Source organism: Microbulbifer maximicatervae (SeqCode), from assembly GCF_052468155.1.
In genome coordinates, this window is sequence record NZ_CP174335.1 from 3,335,311 (window position 1) to 3,354,401 (window position 19,091).

The 19,091-nt window shown below is 50.1% G+C and carries 16 protein-coding genes; 6 read left to right on the plus strand and 10 right to left on the minus strand.

Annotated features, from left to right (window positions below):
* Positions 1–44: 44 nt before the first annotated feature.
* The 10 genes from ACJJIY_RS14410 to ACJJIY_RS14455 all read right to left on the minus strand — a co-directional run bounded on the left by ACJJIY_RS14410 (position 45) and on the right by ACJJIY_RS14455 (position 10,272).
* The gene (locus tag ACJJIY_RS14410) at positions 45–1,070 is read right to left on the minus strand and encodes a Gfo/Idh/MocA family protein (protein WP_445358158.1); all 1,026 of its coding nucleotides are present in this window, start codon (positions 1,068–1,070) and stop codon (positions 45–47) included.
* 150 nt (positions 1,071–1,220) lie between these two features.
* Positions 1,221–1,556: a TusE/DsrC/DsvC family sulfur relay protein gene (locus ACJJIY_RS14415; protein ID WP_444914054.1), complete on the minus strand. Its 336-nt coding sequence runs from the start codon at positions 1,554–1,556 to the stop codon at positions 1,221–1,223.
* 6 nt (positions 1,557–1,562) lie between these two features.
* On the minus strand, positions 1,563–1,856 hold the full coding sequence (gene tusB, locus ACJJIY_RS14420; RefSeq protein ID WP_444897638.1) for a sulfurtransferase complex subunit TusB: 294 nt from the start codon (positions 1,854–1,856) through the stop codon (positions 1,563–1,565).
* 1 nt (position 1,857) lies between these two features.
* Positions 1,858–2,220 (minus strand): sulfurtransferase complex subunit TusC, encoded by a 363-nt coding sequence (gene tusC / locus ACJJIY_RS14425; RefSeq protein ID WP_444914053.1) that lies wholly within the window; start codon positions 2,218–2,220, stop codon positions 1,858–1,860.
* Positions 2,221–2,223: 3 nt separating this feature from the next.
* Positions 2,224–2,616, minus strand: a complete 393-nt coding sequence (gene tusD, locus ACJJIY_RS14430; protein WP_192879334.1) for a sulfurtransferase complex subunit TusD — start codon at positions 2,614–2,616, stop codon at positions 2,224–2,226.
* A 71-nt stretch (positions 2,617–2,687) separates the two neighbouring features.
* Positions 2,688–3,371, minus strand: coding sequence for a Bax inhibitor-1/YccA family protein (locus ACJJIY_RS14435; protein WP_444897635.1), 684 nt, complete (start codon positions 3,369–3,371; stop codon positions 2,688–2,690).
* A gap of 239 nt (positions 3,372–3,610) precedes the next feature.
* The gene (locus ACJJIY_RS14440) at positions 3,611–6,040 is read right to left on the minus strand and encodes an endonuclease/exonuclease/phosphatase family protein (protein WP_445358159.1); all 2,430 of its coding nucleotides are present in this window, start codon (positions 6,038–6,040) and stop codon (positions 3,611–3,613) included.
* 10 nt (positions 6,041–6,050) lie between these two features.
* Entirely contained in the window at positions 6,051–7,325 is a 1,275-nt protein-coding gene (locus tag ACJJIY_RS14445) for a glycosyltransferase (RefSeq protein ID WP_445358160.1), read from the minus strand.
* A complete protein-coding gene (locus ACJJIY_RS14450; RefSeq protein ID WP_444897632.1) occupies positions 7,322–9,565 on the minus strand; it encodes a glucosidase family protein in 2,244 nt (747 codons plus the stop codon). The genes ACJJIY_RS14445 and ACJJIY_RS14450 overlap by 4 nt, the downstream gene beginning before the upstream one ends.
* Complete coding sequence (locus ACJJIY_RS14455; protein ID WP_444897631.1) at positions 9,565–10,272, minus strand: TVP38/TMEM64 family protein; 708 nt, start codon at positions 10,270–10,272, stop codon at positions 9,565–9,567. Before ACJJIY_RS14455 ends, ACJJIY_RS14450 begins: the two co-directional genes overlap by 1 nt.
* A 367-nt stretch (positions 10,273–10,639) precedes the next feature.
* Here ACJJIY_RS14455 and ACJJIY_RS14460 point away from each other — a divergent pair, with 367 nt between their 5' ends.
* From ACJJIY_RS14460 to ACJJIY_RS14485, 6 genes are all read left to right on the plus strand, one after another.
* Positions 10,640–11,962, plus strand: a complete 1,323-nt coding sequence (locus ACJJIY_RS14460; RefSeq protein ID WP_445358161.1) for a TolC family protein — start codon at positions 10,640–10,642, stop codon at positions 11,960–11,962.
* Positions 11,963–11,965: 3 nt separating this feature from the next.
* Positions 11,966–13,075 carry an efflux RND transporter periplasmic adaptor subunit gene (locus ACJJIY_RS14465; RefSeq protein ID WP_444907995.1) on the plus strand — a complete coding sequence of 370 codons (1,110 nt, stop codon included), beginning with the start codon at positions 11,966–11,968 and terminating at the stop codon, positions 13,073–13,075.
* Positions 13,076–13,085: 10 nt separating this feature from the next.
* Positions 13,086–16,766, plus strand: a complete 3,681-nt coding sequence (locus ACJJIY_RS14470; RefSeq protein ID WP_445358162.1) for an efflux RND transporter permease subunit — start codon at positions 13,086–13,088, stop codon at positions 16,764–16,766.
* 141 nt (positions 16,767–16,907) lie between these two features.
* Positions 16,908–17,255 carry a hypothetical protein gene (locus tag ACJJIY_RS14475; RefSeq protein WP_444907997.1) on the plus strand — a complete coding sequence of 116 codons (348 nt, stop codon included), beginning with the start codon at positions 16,908–16,910 and terminating at the stop codon, positions 17,253–17,255.
* Positions 17,256–17,449: 194 nt separating this feature from the next.
* A complete protein-coding gene (locus ACJJIY_RS14480; RefSeq protein ID WP_445358163.1) occupies positions 17,450–18,340 on the plus strand; it encodes an AEC family transporter in 891 nt (296 codons plus the stop codon).
* 138 nt (positions 18,341–18,478) lie between these two features.
* Entirely contained in the window at positions 18,479–19,003 is a 525-nt protein-coding gene (locus tag ACJJIY_RS14485) for a hypothetical protein (RefSeq protein ID WP_444897625.1), read from the plus strand.
* Positions 19,004–19,091: the final 88 nt, after the last annotated feature.

Here is a 19,091-nt window from a genome sequence, read left to right on the forward strand (position 1 = left end):
GACATGGCCAAGAGAGCAATCTCGATAGGCATTAATGGCGATAGCTAGACGGCTACGCCAACTGCCTGGCAGTACTGGTCGATCAATGACTGGGTTGCGCGGGCCCTCTCGATAGCCTGGATACGATCAACTTTATTATCTGGGGTTGTTAAGTGGCAGAAGTCTTCGATCATCTGTACCGCCTGCGATCGCTCTATTGGCACTTGCTGGTGCTCGAACTCGTCTGGGGATGCCTCCCCCCGGCGAATCACAAATTCTGGCGTATATTCAGGGTTGTAAAAGACTGCGCTGTCTCTCCAGTCGAGCACAAAGTTATCCAGTTGGATCAGGCCGTTTTCACCCAGAATATCCAGGTCCATTTGCCAAACGCCTGAGTCATAGCCGAAGTCAAAAGTTGAAGTTTGTCCGCTGGCAAATTCAATCAGGCCCGCACCGCTAATAATGGTCCCTGTTTGCGAGTCCCGCTTTATCGCTCCTGAAATTGTCTTTATTGCTCCTGTAGGGCGCATATATTCGACGATTGCACGCATGTTGTACCAGCCGATATCCCCGATTGCGCCAGTGGGTTCTTTTTGTGAATTGAAGCGAATATTGTCGCGGTCCATCATTGGGATAAAAAAGGCGCTGTGAACTCTATTAACTTGGCCCAGATAATTTTTTTGCCGCTGAATAATCTTGGCAGTGCGGGGGTGATGGGTGAAATGTGTGGCATCCATAAATGCCAATCCTTCAGACTGAGCCTTGGCGGCAATTTTGTCGACCGAGGCAGTATTGAGAAAAGGTTTTTCGCAGAGAAGATGCTTATGGTTGGCCAGTGCCGCGAGGCAGATTTCCTCGCGGCTGGTGGTGGGGCTAGCCACGTAAATGGCATCCGAATCTTGCGCTTCTAGCAGGGATTTCCAATCCTCGTAGGTATTGGGAATTTGTTGCTCACGGGCAAACTCCTTGGCTTGCGAATACCGTCTGCTGGCAACGGATGAGAGGCAGGCACTGTTAGCTCGACTGATTGCCTTGCAGGTAAAGTCGGCAATCGCGCCACTGCCGACTATTCCAAAGCGCAGCTTTGGCATTGGATGACTCCTGGTGAGATTTAAAATTGAGAGCGATAGTTTGCGCTTCTACCAGAGTCTAGAGCAGGTGATTGATGGGGGCGGTCAGCCGGATATTTAGAGGGGAAACTGACCAGGCTGTATCAAAGTGCGCCTGGCCGGTGGAGAAATTTATAGGCAATTGGTTGGTTTGGGTAAGCCGGCAATTTTACTGGCCACTTTAGCTGGGCTTGGGGGGAAGAGCTGCATCAAGTAAATACTGCGGCCCTTTTCTGCGCCGAGATGCTGGCCAACATATTTCACCAGCGGGCGCATAGCGGGGGAGAGTTCAAATTCACGGTAGAATTCTTGTAACAGCTCAATAACTTGCCAGTGTTCCTCGGTTAACTCGATACCCTCAGCACTGGCTAACTGAAGGGCGGCGTCCCGGCTCCAGTCGCTGAGCTTGCGCAGGTAACCCTCTTTGTCCAAAGGGATTTCCTGGCCATTGACTACTAGGTTGCTCATTTTTTGTTACCGAAACCAGCTGACTATGGGTTGATGCTCGGTACAGAGCTGTACCCAGCGCGCATCATCGATCATTTCCACTCTATCCATGTTTACTGCAAGTTGCTGATGGCCTCGGGCAGTAGCGTCTGCTTCAAGGCAGAAAATTTGGGTACTTGGCACTGTTTCCAGAGCCTCATGCCTCAGCGCATAGACACCATCTTCAATAAGCAGGAGCGAGTCGTCCTGAGCAAAAGCACCCAGGCATTCCTTAAGGGCGCTGCTGGTATAAGGGGATTTACTGACAATATGCAAAGTCATATCAGAAGCTCAATACGGTGGGGTAGGCGGCGATCAGTGAGCCGGTGTCTTTTACGGCTTTAGTCTCTGCGCCGGCAACCTGGATCTGCTCCAGGCTGATATTGCGTTCAGCGAGGCTTTTCTCACAAACGAAAAACTGCTCAATGCCAAACATCGGCAGAGCCTGCAAATTGCGTCGCAGGCTTTTCTGGCCGATATCCGCAGGTGATTGTTGGTCCAGCAACTGGAATACCCCATCGCCGAGAAATAGCAGGTCCATGTCCTGTTCCATCGCCGCCGCTGCCAGTACAGCTTCGATACCTTCCCGCGCCAGGGCATTGCCGTAGGGGGCGGTGCGGCATAGGGCCAATGATTTAGTGCTCAATGCTCAACCTCCAAAGGTAATCAGGCGATCGGAATTGGCGACAGCGTCGGTGAGTTGGCCGAGGCCAGCCAGCTCAAAACCCTCTGCCAAGTTGGCGGCGGGTCTTTCCAGACGCTCGGCCTCTCTCTGATTCAGCACGCCGCGACGTTGGGCAGCGGCAATACAAACTACCAGGTCCAATTGGTGCTGGTGGCCCAGTGCCTGCCACTCTGAAGTCAGATCAGTTTCGTCCTGGGGAGGTGCGGCAATGGCATTGCTGTTTTGCACGCCGTCGCAGTAGAAAAACACTCGATAAATTTCGTGGCCTTGCTCTAGAAGGGCTTTGGCAAACCGGAGTGCACTGGATGAAGACTGGGTGCTGTGGGGGGCTGAGTAGATGGCTAGGGAAAACTTCATAGGGGGCCAAATAGTAAAATGCCCCGCGGTGCGGGGCATTGTGACTTGCTCAACAAAGCTGATGCTTATGCTTAGTCGTCAGAGGATGCGAATCCAAGGATGTGCAGCAGGCTGGTGAACAGGTTGAAGATGTTCAGGTACAGGGAGGCGGTTGCCATCAGGTAGTTGGTCTCGCCACCATTGATGATGCGGCTGGTGTCGTACAGGATGAAGCCAGACATCAGCAGGGCAACAACGCCGCTCAGGGCCACGCTAAACAGCGGCATGTGGATGCCGAAGAAGCCAGCGATGATAACGCCCAGGAAACATACCAGTACTGCGATCAAGCCAACGGCCAGGAAGCCGCCCATAAAGCTGAAGTCTTTGCGGGTAGTCAGTACGTAGGCAGACAGGGCAAAGAAGATCAGGGCAGTGGTGCCCAGGGCTTGCATAACGATCTGACCGCCGCCAGCCATGCCCAGGTAGTGGTTAAGCAATGGGCCAATGGAGGCACCCAGCAAGCCGGTAAATGCGAATACAACACCAACGCCTGCGGCGGAGTTTGCTGTGCGCGGTAATACGAACCAGATGAGGGCCAGGGCTCCGAGGGAGCAGACCAGGCTCATGCCACGACCCATGCCAATAGACATGGAAATACCGGCGGTAATGGCACTGAAGAGAACGGTCATTGCCAGTAGGGCATAGGTATTGCGCAACACCTTCGCCGATTCCGAGCGATCCAGTGCGCGGGTTTGAGTATAAGCTTGCGGTTGCATTTAGCGACTCCTGCTATTAAGTGATAGAAGAATCATATAGCTCGCAGTGGGGACCTTCAAGTCGGGAAAACCCTTTTAGCGTCCGTCTGCCAGTCTCTATGAATTCACAAAAACCCTATATTTTTAAAGGATTTATTCAAATATTCTCCGCTTATTGTGGGGGCTGTGGGGCATTTTTCAAGTGTTATCGCTCGGGTTGGAGGGTGCGAAGAGTGTGGGGCTCGATAAACCGAGATCGATTACTTTCCACCCTTGATGGGTAGGTCGATATCCACGATCAATGGCAGGTGATCTGAGGCTTGGCGGGTCAGCGATGTCCTGGGCACCCGTACCCGCTTCACATTGAGTCCCGCACTTAGGAACATGTGATCGATACGGACCTTGAGGAAGGTCCCTTTGGGGTTGTGGCGGGGCGCCTGTTCCTGGGCATCCCTGAGATAGCCTCCGAGTCGCTTGCACTCGGCAGAGTTGGGTAGCGCGTTGAAGTCCCCCAGCAGCACTCGCTCTCCGGTGCAGCGGGGATTGCTAAGCCATTCGGGGCCGAGAAGGGCATCTACCTGACGCAGCCGCTCTGCACGGGATAGCCCCAGGTGGGTGTTGATAATCTGGATAGGTTTGCCATTGGCCTCGATTTCCACCCAAACTGCTCCACGCGGTTCGTCTGCAGCGGGGTTAAAAAGTCCCCCTTTGCCGGAGGGAGGGCCGGGCAAAATCCCTTTCTTGATGAGCCGGGCCGGGAGATGGGTGAGGATCGCATCACCGTAGCGCTCCTCTTTCATATTTATGGTGGGCTGGAAGTGCAGGTCCATTGCCAGCAGGCGAGCAAGTCTTTCGGCCTGGTCGAGGCCTCCGGTGCGTTTGCGCATGACATCCAGTTCTTGTAATGCCACCACATCCGGGCGATAGCGGGCAATTACCCGGGCAATTCGCTGCGGGGAGAGCTTGCCATCCAGCCCTCGGCAACTGTGCACGTTATAGGTCATGATGCGCAAAACAGTTTTTGGCATCCTGTGGTTATCTACCTTCATGGGGCGGGCGCCACGGAGGTAGGCGCGGGCTGTGGAGCGCAGGTCCTGCGGGCGCCAATAGCCCCGACTGGGATCTGGGGGCTGGATATCCTCTGGCATCAGGGCGAAGGCATGGGTTTCATTGGGGCCAGAGCCGCCGTGACTGCCATTCTCCATGGCGAAAGTCATGGGTTGCCGCATACCGGCACACCAGCCGTACATCATAAAGTCGCCAGAGTCCGGGTGCCGGCACAGGCTGGCCATATCCTCTGAGGCTTCAACCGGGTAGGGATGTTCGTCCCCCATCAATTTGCGGCCGTCTTCAGGAAGCTTGATGGGGCCATCTTTCCACCACCCATGCACTGGTGAGGAAGCGGGGGAGGATGGGTCTTCCAGATAGAGTACTAGGGGCACTTTGGCTTGCTCCACCATTCTTTTGGCGGCATCTGCCCGGCTGGTACCGTTCAGATCAATGTTGTACAGCATCGCGATTGGGCCCAGGGCCGCTATGGCAGTAGGCGTTCTATCGCCCTCTTGCGTGGATTCCTCCTCGATGCTGCTTTTGTCCATCCACTCACTGCCGAACAGTCGAGCTCGTTCGAAACGGACTTTTTTGGGGATGGTGGTAGATTTGATCTGCGGCGCTGAAGGTAAATTGGATAGAGCTTCCGAAAGGGCATCGCCAAGACTGCGCCCGTTGACCTCTTCATAGGCCACTGTTTGTTCCTGCCCGTGGTCTGAAAAAATCCAAACGTCGTAGTGCCGCCGCTCAGAGCCGTGAGCAGCCTTCCAGATTTTGGCTATCGCACTGTCTATCCCCTTCAATACCCAGTGGGCAAAGGCCGATTGCGGCCCGCGCCGGTGGGACTGCTCATCGTAACCGAGCAGGTTGATATAAATAATCGGCAGGCCGCGGGTGATATCAACTTTCACCCCCATGGTGCACAACTCTCTAGTGAGAATGGTGATGGCGACCCTTGTGGGGATAAACATCAATTCCTTGAGTAGGTTTTGGCCACCGATTATCCCGCGTACGCAGTCGACTAGAGATAAAACCAGCTCAATCAAAATTAACGCGGTAGTGCGAACAAGGCTCCAAATATTGGTGACAATCAGAATGGCGATTGCCATGGGGCTGGCTTCGCGCAGTGCCGGGCCCCATCCCTGGTCGGCGGGGCAGAAGTGCGCTTCACCGGTTTTTGTTCCGGCTTTAAATAGGCTGAGATAACAGCTGCCCCCACGCAACAGTGGATCGCGGTGTTGAGTCTTAATTCTTTTTTCGACCAGGGCGGCAACCTCGGGATCGTACATCCGTCCGAGTTTTTGCGTTTCGTGGACGAGGAAGCCAAATGCAGGTACGGCCTGGCGCACTCCATAAAAAAGTTCGGCCTGTACTGCAGGAGTTGTCGATGGGACTCCCGGGTACATGTGCTCCAGGCGATAGTGCTCTTTTCTGATTAGCCGCTTCAGAAATGGCATTCGCCCTCGGGCCAGTGCTTTGAGAAGTTCGGGGTAGGCCAGTCCGTCAATCTGGATCAAAATTAGCCCCGGAGCATGGGGGCTATTTGGGTTGGTGGATAGTCCGAGCAAGCGAGTAATCCACTCGCTGCGACTGAGTCGGCGGCGCCAGCGTCTGATTGATAGTCCGATACGGCTTAACATAGTTTCTGGACTAACGCTTGGGTGGTTGATTCAAGGCTGCGCCTGCGGCTTCTGTGAAGCCCTCGAAAATCTCCCACTGTATGGTGATTAATTTTCCAGTGCGTATACATCGCGCATAAATAGAGTTATCAAGCGGCCAGTTGTAGTGCACGAGGGGTTGATAGAGATCCAGTGCTCGCTGGGCACAGCTATTCATGGAAAAGTCCTGGGCCGTAATTCTGGCTTCCTTGATCATCTGCTGGCGGCGGTCATCAGGCAGGTTGTGGAACCAACGTATCGCCGCCACAAAATCATTCAGCGATTCTTTGGTTACCAGGCAGCCGTTAATACCTTGCTTCAATATATCTCTCGATCCATTGGCTTCCAGGGCGATCACGGGAACTCCAGAGGCCATTGCCTCAGACAGCACTAGACCTTGGGTTTCAGTAGTGGAAGTAAATAGAAAGGTGTCCATCGCGCTGTAGACATCCCGGCGGGCATCGCCAATGACTTTCCCTGGCATATGTACACGTTGCATTAATTTTTTGTCGGTAAAAAACTGCTGGAGCTGATCTTCCAGTGGGCCGCTGCCAGCGAGAAGAAAGTGTGCGGATGGATACTCCTGTAAAAATTTGGCGACGGCCTGACAAAGAAAAACCAAGTTTTTTTCCTTCCCAAAGCGGCCCAAGTGTCCCAACAAGAATGCTGATGCGGGTATTTTCAGTTTTTTCCTGAGCTTATTTCCTTTTCCATGGGCGTATTGCTCTGGGTGCACTCCCGTAGGGACTTCCGCGATTGGAGTTTGTACCCCTCGCTCCCGGAGAAGTCTCACAATACTCAGGCTTGGGGCTAAGACCAGATTTGCTTTATTGGCGAAGCGGGTGGCAACTTCCATTACAAAGCGTTTGAGTGCTTGTGAATCTCCCATCAAATTGTGGGTGTAGTGCTCGTACAATGTGTGATGGGTAAAAACGAGCGGTAGCTCGCGCTCTCGCGAAATACGTAGGGCAGTCAGCCCCAGGAGAAAAGGGTGGTGGGCATGGAGGATATCCGGACGGAATTTATCCAGCGCATCATTCAAAACCCCTGAAAATGGCAGCGCCATGGAAAAGTCGGTGCCATTAAAGTTCTGGATTGAGTGAATTCTCAGAACATGTTCTTCATCGTCAGACTTTTGCGGGAACTCAGGTGCGATCACCAGTACTTTGTGCCCACGTTTGCGATATTCCTCACTAAACGCGGCGACGGAGTGCGCAACGCCGCCCACGTGAGGCAAGTAGGTGTTGGTGAGCATCACGATATTCACTTGGGGCTCAACTCCACACTCTGTGATTCGTCGGTGATCAGCACTGGCCGGAAGCCGATGGCCTTAATGGCGATAGGTGGGGGCTTACCATGCCAATCGGCAGCCCAAGAGACCGTTGGCGTGGAGCCTGGTTGAATCTCCAGGGTGACCGAGCCAAACCGGGTTGGCGCGGGCCCAAAGCGGATGGGCTGATCTGAGTCAGTACCTTTGAGCCACTCGGGGGGAAGCCCGGAGATGAGAACCAGAGCGTCCTGCTCTTCGCGGACAAAGCAATTGCGTTGCATCGCCACCCACTCAGCCGCTGCCCAGGCGTGCTGTCCATCCCCCATGCATCCGCCGAGAGAATGGGGGTGGATGGCTTCCGGCCATTGCCCTGTTGGCGATGCCAGTTCTGCCACACTGCGCATAAGGTCAATACAACGGGCATCTCCAGCGCGAAGCAGTACCTGGGCAATGTGGAGAGTGAGGTAGGCGTTAATGCCGGAATGGATCATGTCCTGGAAAAACCCGCCGCTCACAAAGCACTTTTCCATCAGGTATTCCGCCAGGTCTACCAACCTCGGGTCCTCTGGTGGGTAGAGTTGCAAGGGATAGCCTGCGGCGATCGACCCTACGGCACCGGCATCCAGGCGCCGGTTTGGTGAGGCTGGCATCGCGGGGCGGCCCAGACGGTCCTGTGCATCCTGCAAGCTTTGATCAATAGTGCTCTGGAAGTCGCTGGCCGCGGTATTGAAGCGATGGGCGTTGTCATCCATACCTTCGCGCGTGCAAATACTGGCGGCACTCTGCAGACCGGCGACGCCCCAGAAGTCGTCCCAGTAGTAGCAGTCGTTGGGCCCCAGGTGTTCTGCACTGAATCCCGCAGGGAGCAGGCCCCCACAGGGGCTGCCATCATTCGGAAGGCGCTTGTTGATAATCCATTTGGCACCCCTGACGACAGGTTCACACCACGGCTGCTTTAAGGGTTTGCCGGTTAATTCACAATAGAGGTTGAAGATCCACAGGGCTTCACCATTGGAGTCCCACTCGCCGTCCTGGGAGTGAAAAAAACCATCCCGCTTTTGCCGGTGGGGAAATTGCTCCAGAGCTCTTTCTGCGCGGTTTGTCAGTCCGGCATAAAGCAGCGATTGAATCATAAATGCCGCGTCCCGAAACCAAAACCGCTTGTAGGTGTAAGGCCCCGGGTAGACATCTTTGGGAGAGTGGAGAATAAGGGTGCGTATTGCCGAGTCGTAGAGAAACTGAAATTTTTCGTCGGGAACAGTCAGGGCGCAGTGACCTTCCAGGACGTGTTCCCAGCACAGGGGAGAGCGCTGTTTACTCTCCTCTGTAACCAGTGGAATAGCAACTTCAACCTTGCGGGATTTTCGGTCTTCGATACGAAACATAGCGGCCGCAGAGGCCATGCCAATATCGCAGAGCCCCTCGCGATTGCTTTCCTTGTCCCGGAGATGGAGGTAGATATCGCCCCGCTTGTAATTGGATGCCAGGTGTTTGTCTACCGGCTGGCTGAACTCTACGGCGGCCTTGTCTTCAATAAGCCAATTGCGCCCGCTATCGCCCAGGCGAACCTTGTGAACAAAGCTGACGCCCTCAGGATTGCAGGGGCGCAAGACCACCATTAGCCAGCCGCCTCCCGGGCATTGGGCATTGAGTTCAAGCACACAGCGGGGATGGCCTTGGAGCAGGCTTGCTGAGGCCCTATTGTGCAACTTCAGACCCCGACGATGGGATTCGGTGACTATCGCAATATCATCTCCCAGCTCCTGGTGCTGGTTGCAGAAGCCGAGGGTGGAAGGCGTTAGCTCTTCACCGCTATCACTGATGACCCAGACATCAATAGACCAGCCATCGTAGTGAGGTGTAAGCAGGCCTCGGGGGTCGACAATCGGCAGTTCTTCGCAGTCGGGTATACCTACAGCGGTCCAATTGCGGTGGCTCAAATTGCAGTGGCTAATGGAAAAAGCCCGAGGGATAAACGACTTGTCATAGGGGTCGAACTGGCGCTGAATCCAGTAGGGCCACACCCAGTCCAGGTTGTGTTGTATGACTTTACTGTTGATCAGTGCTCGAGCGTGAAATACCGCCCCTGCGCGTAGCAGCTCGATGGGTTCACTCACCTCTGAAGGCTCGGCAAAGCGCTGTAAGTGCGCCATCAAAGTGAGTGGATCAAGGAAACCGTGAGCGGTGGCAAAGCGGCGTACGAAGAAGCGCCAGGGTAGCCATTTCATCCAAGGCATCAGAGGTCCTCTTCTTTAATAATTCTTTTCAAAGCTCGGCGAGCCATTCGGGTGAGCCCGATGAGTGCAATGACTGCCAGGGCGAATCCGGCAATATAAAATCCCCATTGAACGGGAGTCCGTTCCTCAACCTTGCCCAGGGAAGTGAGGTCTGCAGCGATGGAGCCGATGTAAACGTTGTGCAATGTAAGGGGGATAATTCCAAGGAAATTTCCGATCACAAAGTCACGCAGTCGAACTGGAGTCAGTCCAAAGAAGTAGTTCGACAACTTGAAGGGAAATAGGGGAACCAGTCGGGTCAACATAATCATTTGCCAGCCCTCGCGACGAATCACTTCGCCGACAGTCGCGGGCTTGATATGAGACATAACCCACCGAGAGGGCTTCTCGCCGAGAAGGTAGCGGGCGATAAGAAATGCGAGGGTTGCCCCGAGTACGGTGCCGGCAATAACCAGTAGAGTTCCTTTTATAACGCCAAATACAAACCCCGCCCCCATGGTAAAAATGACGCCAGGGAGTAAAAAGACGATTGCTGCGGCCACAATTAAGATAAATAGCAAACTTGTCTGCCAGCCCTGCTCATTGAGCCACTGCATCAGCTCAATAATCTGATCATCCAGGTCAAAATAAACCAATAAGCTCAACACCCCAGCCACGGCGATAGTGCAAACCGCGAGAATCAATAGAGGAATAAACTTCACCGCCATAGGGTTTTCCACGGAACCAAAGAAATACGGTTTTGATTGCCGCCATTAACTAGCCTAGCTAAAGGATCGCGACAGGTGATGCTTCTTTATGGCGTCTGCACAGTTTCTGTTCGGAAAACTGATGGGTGGGGGCTGTCCGCTCTAAGAGGTGCTGGTGTTTTCGAAAATGAATCTCTAGTCGCGAGTCGGTGGAATATAAATTTATTAAGTTATTAAAAATATGAATATTGTCCAAGGGGATAAATAGGAATCCGCCAGTCTGGGGCCAGCAGTCCGGTCAGTGGCTGTCAACAGATATACTTACTCGATCCTAAATTTATTTGCGCAGTGAGCAGATTTAAATTGTTGCTGGAAATAGAGGTGGCCGTTGTTCGAGTGCGTGCTCGCAATACTGCTGACTGGCGGCGGAGCCTGGAGCTATGCCAGCGAGCCGGTTTTGACCCTGGAAGATGCCGTCGATTTGGCAGTGACAGCTAATTTACGGATTCAAGCGGCTGCGCTAGAGGTCAACGAGGCTTGGGATGACGTCGAGGCATTAAAAACAAAGCGCTATCCCCGGCTGGAAATGAACGCGGGAATAATCGATAACCTAACACGCCAGAGGTACACCTTTGATCGTGGCGTTTTTGTGCAGAATTCTCCGATAGGCCCTATCCCTCCTAGGGATATAGAGATCACATCAGAGGAAGGTGTGACCAAGACCTTCTCTGTTAGCGCGACTCAACCTATCACACAGTTGTACACCATAGAGCTAGAGATTTGTGAGGGCTACGTTGTCACTGAAATGGCGGAGGAAAAGGTTCGCTTGGTGCAGCAGGATATAGGCTACCTCACCAAGATCCAGTATTTTGAAATTGGCAGAATCCTTGGTGATTTACAGGCCGTGGATGAAGCCATTATCTTCCTGACTTCTTTGAGTGAACTTGTAGGGAATTATGTTGCACAACAAGTTGCCCTTGAATATGAACTTTTGGATGTGCGAGCACGCCTGGCCCAGCGCAGGCTGGAGCGCCAGCGCCTTATTGATGAGATGGCGACAGCGAAGGAGCGTCTCAATGCGTTGATGGCCCGGGATGTTGAAACGCCCTTCAATATTCAGAGTCTACCAAACCCACATCATTTAGCGTTCGATGTCGAAACCTCTTTAGGACTTGCCTTTGAGCAGCGTCCAGATCTCGCTGAATCAGAGCTGTCGATTGAGCGGGCTGAATATAGTTACGATGTGAAGAAGTCCGAGTATATCCCCGAAGTAGATTTGAATATTGAATACCTAAAGCTTTATGACGTCAGTTTAATACCCGATGCTGAAGCTTTCATTGCCCTGGAGATGCGCTGGGAATTTTTTGATTGGGGGCGGAAACGGGATGAACTTTCCAGTCGTGCCAATAAAATTCTCGAAGCGGAAAAAAAGTCTGAAGAGGTTCGAAATCGAATAGAAATAGAGGTTCGTGAAAGCTTGCGTCGCTTGCGCACTTCTCAAGAGTCTGTGGGCGTTGCGCGGGAATTACAAGCGGCCTATAGGGAAAAAGTACGGGTAATGACAAATCGTTACCGCGAACAAGCTGCTGTTCTGAGTGATGTCCTGGAGGCGGAAAAACAGCTTTTTCGTGCGAATAGCGACTACAACCGCGCGATACTGTCTGTTTGGGGGTCCCTGGCGGAATATGAAAGGTCGGTGGGGGAAGTGTGATAAATGCGCGTTATCAGCCTCTATATTATCGCTATATTAGTGGTCGTCGGTGGTTGCCACCGCCAACCACCGGAGAGAAAGCCCACACCGGTGGAAGTTTTTGTTGCCCGCTCGCAAGACGCAGCAGCTGGTTATCCTTACTCCGCAGTCGTCAATCCTTATACGCAAGTTGATGTGGCATTTCGTACAGAAGGCTATGTGCGTGTAATTCCCTCTCGAAAGGCGCTCGGGCAGACGCGTTTACTGCAAGGAGGGGACTACGTTAAACGCCATGAAGTACTGGCTAAGATTGATGACGAGCAATATAGAGATCGCGTGGTAGAGGCCGCTGCGAATGTGAGTAAAGCGGAGGCAGAACGGCGTAAAGCTGATCTCAATTACAAACGGGCAACTGCGCTTTTTGCCACTGCCAGTATTACCGCTCCTGATTATGATTCAGCTAGGGAAGAGTATGAAATTGCGCAGGCTTCGGTGGTTGGCAGCAAGGCCCACTTAGATCGGGCAGAGGAAGAGTTGCAAGATACGGTACTGCGCTCCCCGCTTACCGGAATTATCCTGCAGCGCAATATTGAAGTGGGGACTTTGGTTCATTCGCAGTCGGTTGGTTTCGTTGTGGCCGACATCTCCCGAGTTAAGGTGGTGTTTTCAGTGCCTGACATAGTGTTGAGTTTTGCGCCTCTGGGAAGTGTGGTGTCATTGCGCACAGAGTCTCTGCCAGACCTTACATTCAAGGGGATGATCACTGAAGTTTCGCCCATGGCTGACCCCCGCACCAGAGTATTTGCGATTACGGTTACCGTTGACAACCCTAAGGCGCAATTACGGGTAGGAATGATTATGTCTTTGGCCTTGGATAAAATACCGATACCTCCAGATAGGGTCGTTATACCTCTCTCATGTTTAGTAGCCCATCCTGGTAAATCTGAAGGGTTCGCTGTATTTGTACTGGAAAATGATGGGAAGGTCTTGCGCGCAAAACTAAGAAAAGTTCTCCCGGGGCAAGTAGTCGGCAATGATATTGTCATTATCCAAGGGTTAACCGAAGGTGAGGAGGTTGTATCAACCGGTGCTGCCCAGCTCAGAGATGGGGAAGCCATAATTGTCGTGCCTTGAGGGCTAGGGAATGGCAGATCAGGAAGAAAAAAGACAGGCGGAAATTATTGAGGCGGAAAGTCACCACCGCTTCAATACTGCCCGCTTTTTTGTAGACAATCCAAGTATTTCCGCTGCATTACTGGTTACTATCCTGATATGGGGGGTAGTTGCATATCTCTTTATGCCGAAAAGCAAAGATCCAGATATTCCTGTGCGTATTGCTGTAGCAACAACTCATTGGCGTGGACAATCTGCAGTAAGAGTTGAAGAGTTGGTAACTCGAAAAGTTGAAGAGGCGATAGCGCAGAGTGAATATCTTCACGAGCCAGACTCAAGGACCTTTGCAATAAAGTCCCTTACATTAAATGGTGTCTCTATCGTACAAGCGCAGTTGGCACCGAAAACCGATGTCACCAAGGCATTTAATGATCTTAATCTGAAGCTGATTGATGCTCAGCAGCAATTGCCATCTGGAGCTAGCAAAATTTCTCTGAACTCGGAGTTTGGTGATACTGCAGCTATATTACTCAGTGTTGCTAGCCCCCGCGCAGGGCCAACTGAAATTACATTACGTGCGGAGGATATTAGGGAAGGTATTTCAGAGGTTCGAGGGCAAGAGTCAAATAGTAAGGGACGGGTGAGTATTGTTGTTGCCCTTCCTTTGTCTTTAGCAGATACGTACTCTGCTACAGGCCTATGGATTTTTGCTAACTGGCTGGAGGCCCAAGGATACGGAACGAATTTTGAAGTATTAAATGGGGCTGGCTACCTTGGGGTGGATTTTTTATCTGATAAAAGTAACAGTGAAATACTAGCGGCTACCAAGCTCTACCTATCCGATAGGCTAAGTGCCCAGCGCTTTTTTCCCGATGCTTGGGACCCTTTCGTAGTTCGTAATCTAGCCAATACTCGTGACAATTTAATGAAAGTGGCAGGTGCGAAATATAGCTATCGTCAACTTGATGATTTCTCTGATCTTATTGCAGCAAATATAAGAGCCATTCCTGAAGTGAAAAGGGTGTTAAGAACTGGTGTGCTGACTCAGGAAGTGAAACTTCTGTATTCGCAGGAGAGGTTGGCCTCCTATGGGCTGCGACCGGATATGATTGCCCCTGTTCTCAATGCCCGCAATACAACTATTCCCGGCGGCACCATTATTTCGGATGATCTGGGTATCGCGATTATGCCCAGTGGTGAATTTAATAACCATGAAGAAATTGCCAATGTCCCGGTAGCTTTGAGTGATACAGGAACGCCGGTATATTTGCGAGGAATTGTCGATATTATTATGGGGTATCAAGCACCACCGCCCCTGTTAAATTACTACGTAAATAAAGATGAAAATGGAGACTGGCAGCGTAGTCGCAGCATTAACCTCTCTGTGCAGATGCTGGATGGAAAACAAATAGGCGAGCTTGGTCGCAATGTTAGCACAGTCTTGGAAAAGGTTAAGGTTGATTTACCAAAAGACCTTATTATTGAAAGAGTTTCTGATCAGCCGCGTCAAGTGCGAGAGAGTGTAAGCCTCTTTCTAGAAGCTTTGATAGAGGCGATTATTTTAGTGGTGATAATTGCGTTTATCGGGTTTTCAGATTGGAGATCTGCTGTACTGTTAATGATATCTATACCAGTAACACTGACAATGACCTTTGGATTTATGCAGCTGCTGGGGATAGATATTCAACAGGTGTCAATTGCTGCGTTGATAATAGCTCTGGGCCTTTTGGTAGATGATCCAGTAGTGGCGAGTGACGCGATTAAACGACAAATGGCATCCGGTAAACCCTCAATTATTGCTGCTTGGTTGGGCCCAACTTTGCTGGCTAAGGCGATTTTTTTTGCGACATTGACAAATATTGTTGCGTATTTGCCGTTTTTATTGCTAACGGGTAACCAGGGAGATTTTCTACATAGCCTTCCTGTTGTGATGGTTTGTGCTTTGGTTGCATCCCGCATTGTTTCCATGACATTTATCCCTTTTCTTGGGAATACGTTATTACGCCCGCCGGATCAAACGGAGCGCAGTTTGGAGGTGCGGCGGAAAGAGGGGCTTACCGGGCACTACTACCGAACAGCAGATTGGGCTATAAGTAACAGAAAGATTGTTATATTAATTGCTTTAGGCATCCTTGTATTGGGTGTTGTTATAAAAAGCCAGTTGAGGAATGCATTCTTTCCCGCTGATGTTCAGTATTTATTTTATGTTGATGTCTGGTTGCAAAATGATGCGAGTATTGATGCAACGGATAATGTAGCAAAGGTCGCAGAGGAAATAATTAGAGAAACTATCGAAGAGTATCAGCGGGAGTATGTAAAAAATAGTGATGGACCCATATTGGAGGGGATTAGCAGCACTTTAGGTGGTGGGGCGCCACGTTTTTGGTACACCTCTAATCCTCAACAAAAGCAATCCAATTATGGGCAGATTATCGTTCGATTAAGTGATAAGTATCTGACACCTATTCTAGTTCCAATTATCCAGGCTGCTCTTTCTGAACGAATCCCTGGAGCGGAGTTAGATGTTCGCCAGCTACAAACAAGTACTGTTGATCACCCTGTTGAGATAAGAGTTTCTGGGCGAGTTGCTGTTGGGTCTTTGGAGGAGGAGAAGGATATAGCACTTCTGCGAGAATATGCTGCAAAAGTTAAAGAAATTATTGAGAAATCTCCTTATGCTCGTGTGGTTCGCGCTGATTGGGCAGGAAAAAGTCTAGTAATGAATATGAATGTGCTAGAAGATCGAGCTGAGATGTCGGGCGTAACCAATGCTGATATCGCTCTGGCATCGTCTTCTGGTTTCACCGGGTCCACGGTGGATACCCTGCGTCAGGGAGACAAGGAAATACCTATTGTTGCCCAGCTTCGATTGGCGGAGCGTGGGCAGTTGGAGGATGTCAATAATCTATATGTATTCGCATCTGATAGCGATATTCATATCCCTTTGCGACAAGTTGCAACTACGTCCATTCTCTTTTCGACAGAACGAATATATAGGTTGGAAAAATTCCGAACGATTACAGTATATGCATTTCCATATTCCGGGTTCATTTCATCAGATATTATGTCTGGTATTCAAAAAGAGTTAAAAGAACTCTCAAATTCTTTGCCTGCTGGATATCAATTGCAGATATCTGGAGATGCAGCCAGTACTCGTCATGGATTCTTGCAATTACTAATGATCATGGCTGTTTCCTCCAGTGCAATATACCTAGCTTTGGTATTCCAATTTAGTAGTTTGATAAAGCCTCTGGTAGTGTTCGCCACGGTTCCATTAGGTATGGTGGGTGCACTAGTAGCGTTGTTTATATCTGGTCAGCCATTTGGATTTATGGCGTTTTTAGGGATAGTGAGTCTAATAGGCGTCATTGTCAGTCATATTATTGTCCTATTTGATTTTATTGAGATGCGTCATACTGCAGGAGATTCGCTTCGTCAGGCATTACTTGATGCAGGTATTCTTAGACTGCGCCCCATTTTAATCACTATTGCAGCGACGACCTTCGCCTTAATCCCCTTAGCTATTCACGGAGGCCCCCTCTGGCGGCCATTATGTTTTGCGCAAATTGGCGGCCTTATCTTGGCCACTTTTGGAACACTATTTTTGGTGCCGGTCATCTATACAACTATGGTAGAGGACTTAAAATGGATTAAGTGGATTGAGCGTAAGCCAAAGAAAGGGAGCGATCCCAGTGACTTGGTGACTACCTAAGTCATGTTTTCCCTTCCCTGGGGCATGCTGTAGAGATTCGATGGCGCCTTCAGGTAGTAATACTATTGGCCGGAAGGAAAAGGCTACTTACTGAATATCAGTTGTAAATTACCACTGATATGCTCAGAGAATTGTCACTTAATGCAGCGCAGCTGGATAGTGAAAAGGCTATGTTTTGATCCTGCAAACTCGACAACTGCTAGGATCAAAATGCGCCTATTAATGAAAATCCTGATACCGGCAAAGGCCGGCAACAAGTCCATTGCTGATGATAGTATGTCTGTAGCGATGAATGATTTTATCGCCTCAGCCAATCCTGAGGCTTCCTACTTCTTTTTGGAGCAAGGAAAGCGTGCAGCAATTTTTATCTTTGAGGAGAACTGTCAAGATCAGTTGATGACCTATAATGAAAAATTTTTTGCGGCCTTTGATGCTGAAATATGGATCACTCCGACCTTAAACCTTAAGGAGTTGCAGTTGAATTTATAGGCATTTTTTATGGTTGCTGTTTCTGACTTGAAAATCTGTCAGAACATCGCAATTTTGCCTGCTTAATTCTGTGGGATATTAGAAGGTAAATATATTATCGATTTTTTTTGTGTGTTCTGGTGGGGCTGTCAGCGTATTAAAGGGGTGCTTGTTACGCAGTGCTGAGAAGTAGGGCAGAGGGAGTTTGATGTTCGATGACAACCCTATTTGAGAACGTATTTGAAGTTATTATTCCCGTATTTATCTGCGTTCTTATTGGATACCTGTTTGCAGCAAGTAAGCAAGAATTAAATTCCAAAATGGTATCCAAATTAATGGCCCATATTGGTTATCCGGCGCTGATATTGGATCATATGCTGGGCCAGCAGATAGTATTGGGTAGATTTCTATGGATGCTGTTGGCCGCCTTCCTGATGTACTCGTTGATGTCAGTGCTAGCCCTTCTATTCTTATCTTTATTTAGGCAAAATATACGTACTTACTTTTCTTGTCTAAGTATGAACAATGTAGGCAATATCGGCCTCGCAGTATGTGCCTTAGCATTTGGACATGCGGGAGTTCTATACGGAATTGCTTTTGTTGTTGTGGGAATGATTTTTTTCTTTGTGGTTGCTCCTGGAGTAACATCGGGTAGCTGGTCGGCCAAGGAAATTATGCTTAGCCCAGCAATTTACAGTGTGGTTTTTTCTATAGTCGCATTGATTTTCAATATAAGTTTACCAAAGCCCGTTATGTCATCTCTTAATATTTTGGGCGGTATGGCAATCCCTCTAATGTTGTTGACCCTCGGACATAGCTTGGCCCAAATTAAGCTGGGTGATACTAAGATTGGATTGGTCTTTGCTATTGGGCACATAATTCTCGGTGGCGCCGTCGCGCTTATTTTGATAAATCTGTTTAACTTTACGGGTGCTATGCGAGGGGTGCTTATTCTGCAATCCCTTATGCCATGCGCTGTTAGTACTTACCTCTGGATATCTATTTATCGCCCCCAAGATACCCCGAAGATATCCGGTATTATTTTCCTCTCAACTATTATGAGCATTTTTATTTTGCCTGTTGTGTTGACTTATTGGGTACAGTAGTTCATAGCTAGTGCCTGAGCTTCAGGCTATTTGGGAGTGATAAGGTGGTTCACTAAACTTCTGTGTGTTGTTCATTTGGCCTTCACAGTACGGAATTCACAGCCGTAGGTAGATTATTTAGGGAGGCTCCAGACTTAAATGCCAACACAGATTTTGACTGGGCGGCCACTCTTGCTGCTGTTGACGTTGCTACTTTTCATGCTGGCTGTGCCACTTCTTGTTATTGCAACTCCCCATCCTCCAGGGCTATTAACCAGCTCCAATGATGATCAATATGCTAATGAGGAGCTATTGGGAGTTACATTTTTTCGAATGCTCCATCTGGATAGTACTATGGATAAGCAGGTGCGCCCGGATAGAAAAATCCAAACACCACCGATCCGCCACTTTGAAGGTGCTACTGCCAAGAACTTTCAGGAAAAGATAGCCCATAAAAAATACCACCAGATTTGTGATCGTCAGTCACCCAAAGGGTTGTCTCTTTGCGAGGAGGCGAACTGGAAGTACAAGCAAGCGAAAGCCTGTTTACAAGCCAGGGAGGCTTGGGAAGCCCGCTGGGGCAGGCCGGATACTCAAGCTCCACATGGGAGAGCCCTGAAGAATGTCCGGGCTCGGCTTAAAAATGCTATTACTGACAAAGAACGCCTTTGTGGTATTGAATAGAGTTCTAATAGCCAGCGATGCTTGGGTAGTTTGTCATGCTCACTATGTAGTTGACGAGATAAAGGTGTGTCGAAAAAGTGGTCCGTGT